This window comes from Streptomyces sp. ISL-12 (genome assembly GCF_018614415.1).
Classification (GTDB): Bacteria; Actinomycetota; Actinomycetes; order Streptomycetales; family Streptomycetaceae; genus Streptomyces.
On sequence record NZ_JAGGOO010000052.1, the window covers coordinates 54,642 to 60,812 of the forward strand.

The following is a 6,171-nucleotide window of genomic DNA, read 5'->3' on the forward strand; positions in this document are numbered from 1 at the left end:
CGGCGTCACAAGGGGGCGACCGGGCTCCGGCGGTGTCAGGGGCGCATGCGAGGATCGGAGACGTACCTCACATGTGCATGCGAAGGAGCGCGCGATGGCCACCAAGCCGCCCAAGAGTGACCCGGTCCAGGACGCGCCGCGGGTCACCGAGCCGAAGCACGCGGCGGCGGGCGTCCCCGCCATCGGCCACACCCTGCGCATCGCCCAGCGGCAGATGGGCGTGAAGCGGACCGCCCTGACCCTGCTGAGCGTCAACCAGAAGAACGGCTTCGACTGCCCCGGCTGCGCCTGGCCCGAGCCGGAGCACCGGCACACCGCGGAGTTCTGCGAGAACGGCGCGAAGGCGGTGGCCGAGGAGGCCACCCTGCGCCGGGTCACCCCGGAGTTCTTCGCCGCGCACCCCGTCGCCGACCTCGCCGGCCGCAGCGGGTACTGGCTCGGCCAGCAGGGCCGGCTCACCCACCCCGTGTACCTCCCGGAGGGCGGCACGCACTACGAGCCGGTCACCTGGGAGCGCGCCTTCGACATCATCGCGGAGGAGATCGGTGCCCTCTCCTCCCCCGACGAGGCCGTCTTCTACACGTCGGGACGCACCAGCAACGAGGCCGCCTTCCTCTATCAGCTCTTCGCGCGCGAGCTGGGCACCAACAACCTTCCCGACTGCTCCAACATGTGCCACGAGTCGTCCGGCTCGGCGCTGAGCGAGACCATCGGCATCGGCAAGGGCAGCGTCCTGCTGGAGGACCTGTACAAGGCCGACCTGATCGTCGTCGCCGGGCAGAACCCGGGCACGAACCACCCGCGCATGCTCTCCGCCCTGGAGAAGGCCAAGGCCAACGGCGCGAAGATCATCAGCGTCAATCCACTGCCCGAGGCCGGCCTGGAGCGGTTCAAGAACCCGCAGACCCCCAAGGGGCTCGCCGCCGGCGCCGCGCTCACCGACCTGTTCCTGCAGATCCGCATCGGCGGCGACCAGGCCCTGTTCCGACTCCTCAACAAGCTGATCCTCGACACGGAAGGTGCCGTCGACGAGGAGTTCGTGCGCGAGCACACCCACGGCTACGAGGAGTTCGCCGAGGCCGCCCGCGCCGCCGACTGGGACGAGACGCTGGCCGCCACCGGTCTCACCCGCGCGGAGATCGAGAAGACCCTGCAGATGGTCCTCGCCTCCCGGCGGACGATCGTGTGCTGGGCGATGGGGCTCACCCAGCACAAGCACTCGGTGCCCACCATCCGCGAGGTCGTCAACTTCCTCCTGCTGCGCGGCGACATCGGCCGCGAGGGCGCCGGCGTCTGCCCGGTGCGCGGCCACTCCAACGTGCAGGGCGACCGCACGATGGGCATCTTCGAGCGCCCCGCGCCCGCCTTCCTGGACGCCCTGGAGAAGGAGTTCGGCTTCGCCCCGCCGCGCGAGCACGGCTACGACGTCGTCCGGGCCATCCGCGCCCTGCGCGACGGCGAGGCCAAGGTCTTCTTCGCCATGGGCGGCAACTTCGTCTCCGCCTCCCCCGACACCGAGGTCACCGAGGCGGCCATGCGCCGCGCCCGCCTCACCGTGCACGTGTCGACGAAGCTGAACCGCAGCCACGCGGTCACCGGCGCCCGCGCCCTGATCCTGCCGACCCTCGGCCGCACCGAACGCGACCTCCAGGGCAGCGGCGAGCAGTTCGTCACCGTCGAGGACTCCATGGGCATGGTGCACGCCTCGCGCGGACGCCTGGAGCCCGCGAGCCGGCACCTGCTCTCCGAACCGGCCATCGTGTGCCGCCTGGCCCGCCGTGTGCTGGGCGAGAACAGCACCACGCCCTGGGAGGAGTTCGAGAAGGACTACGCCACGATCCGCGACCGCATCGCCCGCGTGATCCCCGGCTTCGAGGACTTCAACGCGCGCGTGGCCCGCCCCGGCGGCTTCGCCCTCCCCCACGCCCCGCGCGACGAGCGGCGCTTCCCCACCGCCACCGGCAAGGCCAACTTCACCGCCGCCCCGGTGGAGTTCCCCGAGCTGCCCGAGGGCCGCCTGCTGCTCCAGACGCTGCGCTCGCACGACCAGTACAACACCACGATCTACGGCCTCGACGACCGCTACCGGGGCATCAGGAACGGCCGCCGGGTCGTCCTGGTCAACCCCGAGGACGCCCGCGAACTGGGCGTCGGGGACGGCTCCTACGTCGACCTGGTCGGTGAGTGGAAGGACGGCGTGGAGCGCCGGGCGCCCGGCTTCCGCGTCGTGCACTACCCGACGGCCCGGGGCTGCGCGGCGGCGTACTACCCCGAGACCAACGTCCTGGTGCCGCTGGACGCCACCGCGGACACCAGCAACACCCCGGCCAGCAAGTCCGTCGTGGTCCGTCTGGAACAATCGGCAACCGACTGAGCGTTTGCTCAGCCGACGCGCAGCCACCGAAGGACGAGGACGGAGCCGGGCCCATGGGCGAGCAGCAGCACGTGAAGTTCCCGCAGGAGGTCATCGACGAGTACGCCGCGCTCGGCGTCGACCTGCCCGCCCTGTTCTCCGCGGGGCACCTCGGGACCCGGATGGGCGTCCAGATCCTGGAGGCGTCGGCGGAGAAGGTCGTCGGCACCATGCCGGTGGAGGGCAACACCCAGCCGTACGGGCTGCTGCACGGCGGCGCCTCCGCGGTGCTGGCCGAGACGCTCGGCTCGGTCGGCTCGATGCTGCACGGCGGCAGCTCGAAGATCGCCGTCGGCGTCGACCTGAACTGCACCCATCACCGCGGCGCCCGCTCCGGCCTGGTCACCGGCGTGGCCACGCCGGTGCACCGGGGCCGGTCGACGGCGACGTACGAGATCGTGATCAGTGACGAGGAAGGCCGGCGGGTGTGCAGCGCCCGGCTGACCTGTCTGCTGCGCGACGTGAACCCGGGGGACGCCGCCGGGGCGGGCGCGACGGGCTGACGCCACGGCCCTTGCCCCCGGTTCCCCGGCGTCCTAGCGTCGGGGCATGGGACGGGGAGGAGCAGCCCCCTGGCCGGAGGCGGCGGCGGGCGGGCGCCGACGCCCACGCGGCCCGGCGCCACCACCCGCAGCGCCACCACCCGCGGCGACGGCACCACCGGCGTCCGTACGGATGGCGGTGCCGACGGCTGTGGCCGCACGGACAGCCGCGGCAGTCACGTCAACAGCCGCCCCGGCGACCGCCGCCGCCCGGCCGCGGCGCGGTGGCGGCACGGCCGAGGCCCCGTGGGCACGGTGAGCGGCACCGGCCCCGTCGAGCCCGGCGAAGGCACCGAGGTACGGCCTGCCCGGGAGGCGCCCGGTCCCCTCCGGGGCCTCACCAGCCGCTACCGCGTCCACGGCCGCCGCCACCGCCGCACCGCCCTCGTCACCGTCGCGGCCCTCTGCGCGCCGGCGGCCGGCGGCTACCTGTACGCGAGCCGGCCGCAGCCGCGGCCCGCTCCCCCGCCGTCCTACCCCTCCCAGGTGGTCCGCCTCGCCTACCTGGCTCCGGTCACGCCCACCGGCACCGCCCCGGCCGGCACCTTCGGCTTCACGGTGGCCCTGACCGTACGGTCCGGACCGCCCGTCACCGTGACGCGGGTGACGCAGTCCAACGCCGGTCTTTCGGTGAGATCGTCCCCCCGGGCACCTTTCCGCATAAAGGCGCATTCCACCCGCAAGATCACCGTCACCTTCCGCGCGACGGAATGCGCGAAAGTCCCGCGGAATGCCGGATTCCCTTTCCTGGATGTAACACTGCGTAATGCGCGCGCAATAGAGACCCACAGTTTCATCCTGGGACCGCGCTATGCCCGACACCTCTCCGAGGCCCTTCAAGGCGCCTGCGGCAACGTTTCCCCGTAATCAGCAAAACGCCCCAGACGCCTGTTCACGCCTCACCGCTCCTGCGGGTTCTCACCATGCGGACCGGGCGAATCGGCCGGAATTCCACCGTTCTTCCCAGCCAATACCGCTCTGCATTACGCGGTGTCATAACAAGAGAGTCACAGCCTCCGTCAGACTCTCCTCCACGTTCCCCACACACGCTTAGAGTCACGGCCAGTCACCGCGCCATCCGAAAGTCATTTCGGCCCAGCGTTCGACTCGGCCGTCTCCACGGGGACGCGGCCGTGCCAGGGAAAGGACTGACCGTGCGTCAACGTTCGCTCATCGCCATCACCGCCGCTCTGGCGGCGGGAGCACTCACCCTCACCGCCTGCGGCTCGCGTGACGACGACGGCGGCTCGGACTCCGGCGGCGACGGCACCACCGTCGTCATCGGCGTCGACGCCCCGCTGACCGGCGACCTGTCCGCGCTGGGCCTGGGCATCAAGAACTCCGTGGACCTCGCCGTCAAGACGGCCAACAAGGAGAAGTACGTCGAAGGCGTCACCTTCGAGATAGAGGCCACCGACGACCAGGGCCAGCCCTCCGTCGGCCAGCAGAACGCCTCCAAGTTCGTCGCCAACAAGGACGTCCTCGGCGTCGTCGGCCCCCTGAACTCCTCCGTCGGCGAGTCGATGCAGAAGGTCTTCGACACCGCCAACCTCGTCGAGGTCTCCCCGGCCAACACCGGACCCTCCCTCACCCAGGGCCCGGACTGGCGCACCAAGAAGGTCCGCCCGTACAAGTCGTACTTCCGCACCGCGACCACCGACGCCATCCAGGGCCCGTTCGCCGCGCAGTACGTCTACAACGACGCCAAGAAGAAGAAGGTCTTCGTCATCGACGACAAGAAGACCTACGGCGCCGGACTCGCCGCCACCTTCACCGAAGAGTTCAAGAAGCTCGGCGGCCAGGTCGTCGGCACGGAACACATCAACCCGGACACCAAGGACTTCTCCTCGGTCGCCACCAAGGTCAAGAACTCCGGCGCCGACGTCGTCTACTACGGCGGCGAATACCCGCAGGCCGGCCCGCTCAGCAAGCAGATCAAGGAAGCCGGCGCCAAGATTCCGCTGGTCGGCGGCGACGGTATCAAGGACGACACCTTCATCAAGCTCGCCGGCGCCGGCAGCGAGGGCGACCTCGCCACCTCCGTGGGCGCCCCCGTGGAAACCCTCGATTCCGCCAAGAAGTTCGTCGCCGACTACAAGGCGGAGGGCTACAAGGAGGACTACGCGGCCTACGGCGGTTACTCCTACGACTCCGGCTGGGCCATCATCGAGGCCGTCAAGAAGGTCGTCGAGGACAACGGCGGCAAACTCCCCGACGACGCCCGCGCCAAGGTCACCGCGGCCATGCAGAACGTCTCCTTCGACGGGGTGACCGGCAAGGTCTCCTTCGACGAGTTCGGTGACGCCACCAACAAGCAGCTCACCGTCTACTCCGTCGAGAACGGAGCCTTCGACGACGTCAAGTCCGGTACCTACACCGGCTGACCCACCCGCACCTGCCACGAGCCGCGCGGGGCGCTGTTCCACAGGCGCCCCGCGCGCTCACGCATCCGGCCAACATCCGTCGAAACATCCGAACGTCTCGGAGGACATGCGGTGAACGAACTGCCGCAGCAGCTGGTCAACGGCCTGCTACTGGGATCCATGTACGGGCTGGTCGCCATCGGCTACACCATGGTCTACGGCATCGTCCAGCTCATCAACTTCGCCCACGGCGAGATCTTCATGACCGGCGCCTTCGGCGCCCTCACGGTCTACGTCTACATCCTGCCCGACGGCACCTCCATGTGGATCGCCCTGCCGCTGATGCTGATCGGCGCCATGATCGTCGCCGTCACCGTCGCCGTAGGAGCGGAACGCTTCGCCTACCGCCCGCTGCGCGGAGCCCCCCGCCTCGCCCCCCTCATCACCGCCATCGGCCTCTCCCTCGCCCTCCAGCAGGCGGTCTGGGCCTGGTACCCCGACGCCAAGTCCGCCCGCACCTTCCCCCAGATCGACGGCGGCCCCTTCCACATCGGCGACGTCACCATCCAGACCGGCGACATCTTCCTGCTCATCGCCGCCCCCGTCAGCATGGCCCTGCTCGCCTACTTCGTGATGCGCACCCGCACCGGACGCGGCATGCAGGCCACCGCCCAGGACCCGGACACCGCCAAGCTGATGGGCGTCAACACCGACCGCATCATCGTCATCGCCTTCGCCCTCGGCGCCCTCTTCGCCGCCGTCGGAGCCGTCGCCAACGGCCTCAAGTACGGCCAGATCGACTTCCGGATGGGCTTCATCCTCGGCCTCAAGGCCTTCACCGCCGCCGTCCTCG

At 70.3% G+C, this 6,171-nt stretch carries 5 protein-coding genes; all 5 read left to right on the top strand.

All coding sequences use genetic code 11. The features are described 5' to 3' along the window. The first annotated feature begins 94 nt into the window (after window positions 1–94). Complete coding sequence (locus J7I94_RS14900) at window positions 95–2,374, top strand: FdhF/YdeP family oxidoreductase (protein ID WP_215167557.1); 2,280 nt, start codon at window positions 95–97, stop codon at window positions 2,372–2,374. A gap of 53 nt (window positions 2,375–2,427) precedes the next feature. Next, complete coding sequence (locus tag J7I94_RS14905; RefSeq protein ID WP_215167558.1) at window positions 2,428–2,916, top strand: hotdog fold thioesterase; 489 nt, start codon at window positions 2,428–2,430, stop codon at window positions 2,914–2,916. 294 nt (window positions 2,917–3,210) lie between these two features. Continuing rightward, a complete protein-coding gene (locus tag J7I94_RS14910) occupies window positions 3,211–3,822 on the top strand; it encodes a Tat pathway signal sequence domain protein (protein ID WP_215167559.1) in 612 nt (203 codons plus the stop codon). A 287-nt stretch (window positions 3,823–4,109) separates the two neighbouring features. Then, window positions 4,110–5,339: a branched-chain amino acid ABC transporter substrate-binding protein gene (locus tag J7I94_RS14915; RefSeq protein WP_215167560.1), complete on the top strand. Its 1,230-nt coding sequence runs from the start codon at window positions 4,110–4,112 to the stop codon at window positions 5,337–5,339. 111 nt (window positions 5,340–5,450) lie between these two features. Continuing rightward, on the top strand, window positions 5,451–6,171 hold a 721-nt coding region (locus tag J7I94_RS14920; protein ID WP_215167561.1), incomplete at its 3' end, for a branched-chain amino acid ABC transporter permease.

Excerpts from the sequence above, each read along its gene's own strand:
- J7I94_RS14900 (WP_215167557.1), top strand. The coding sequence starts at position 95 with ATGGCCACCAAGCCGCCCAAGAGTGACCCGGTCCAGGACGCGCCGCGG.
- J7I94_RS14905 (WP_215167558.1), top strand. The coding sequence starts at position 2,428 with ATGGGCGAGCAGCAGCACGTGAAGTTCCCGCAGGAGGTCATCGACGAG.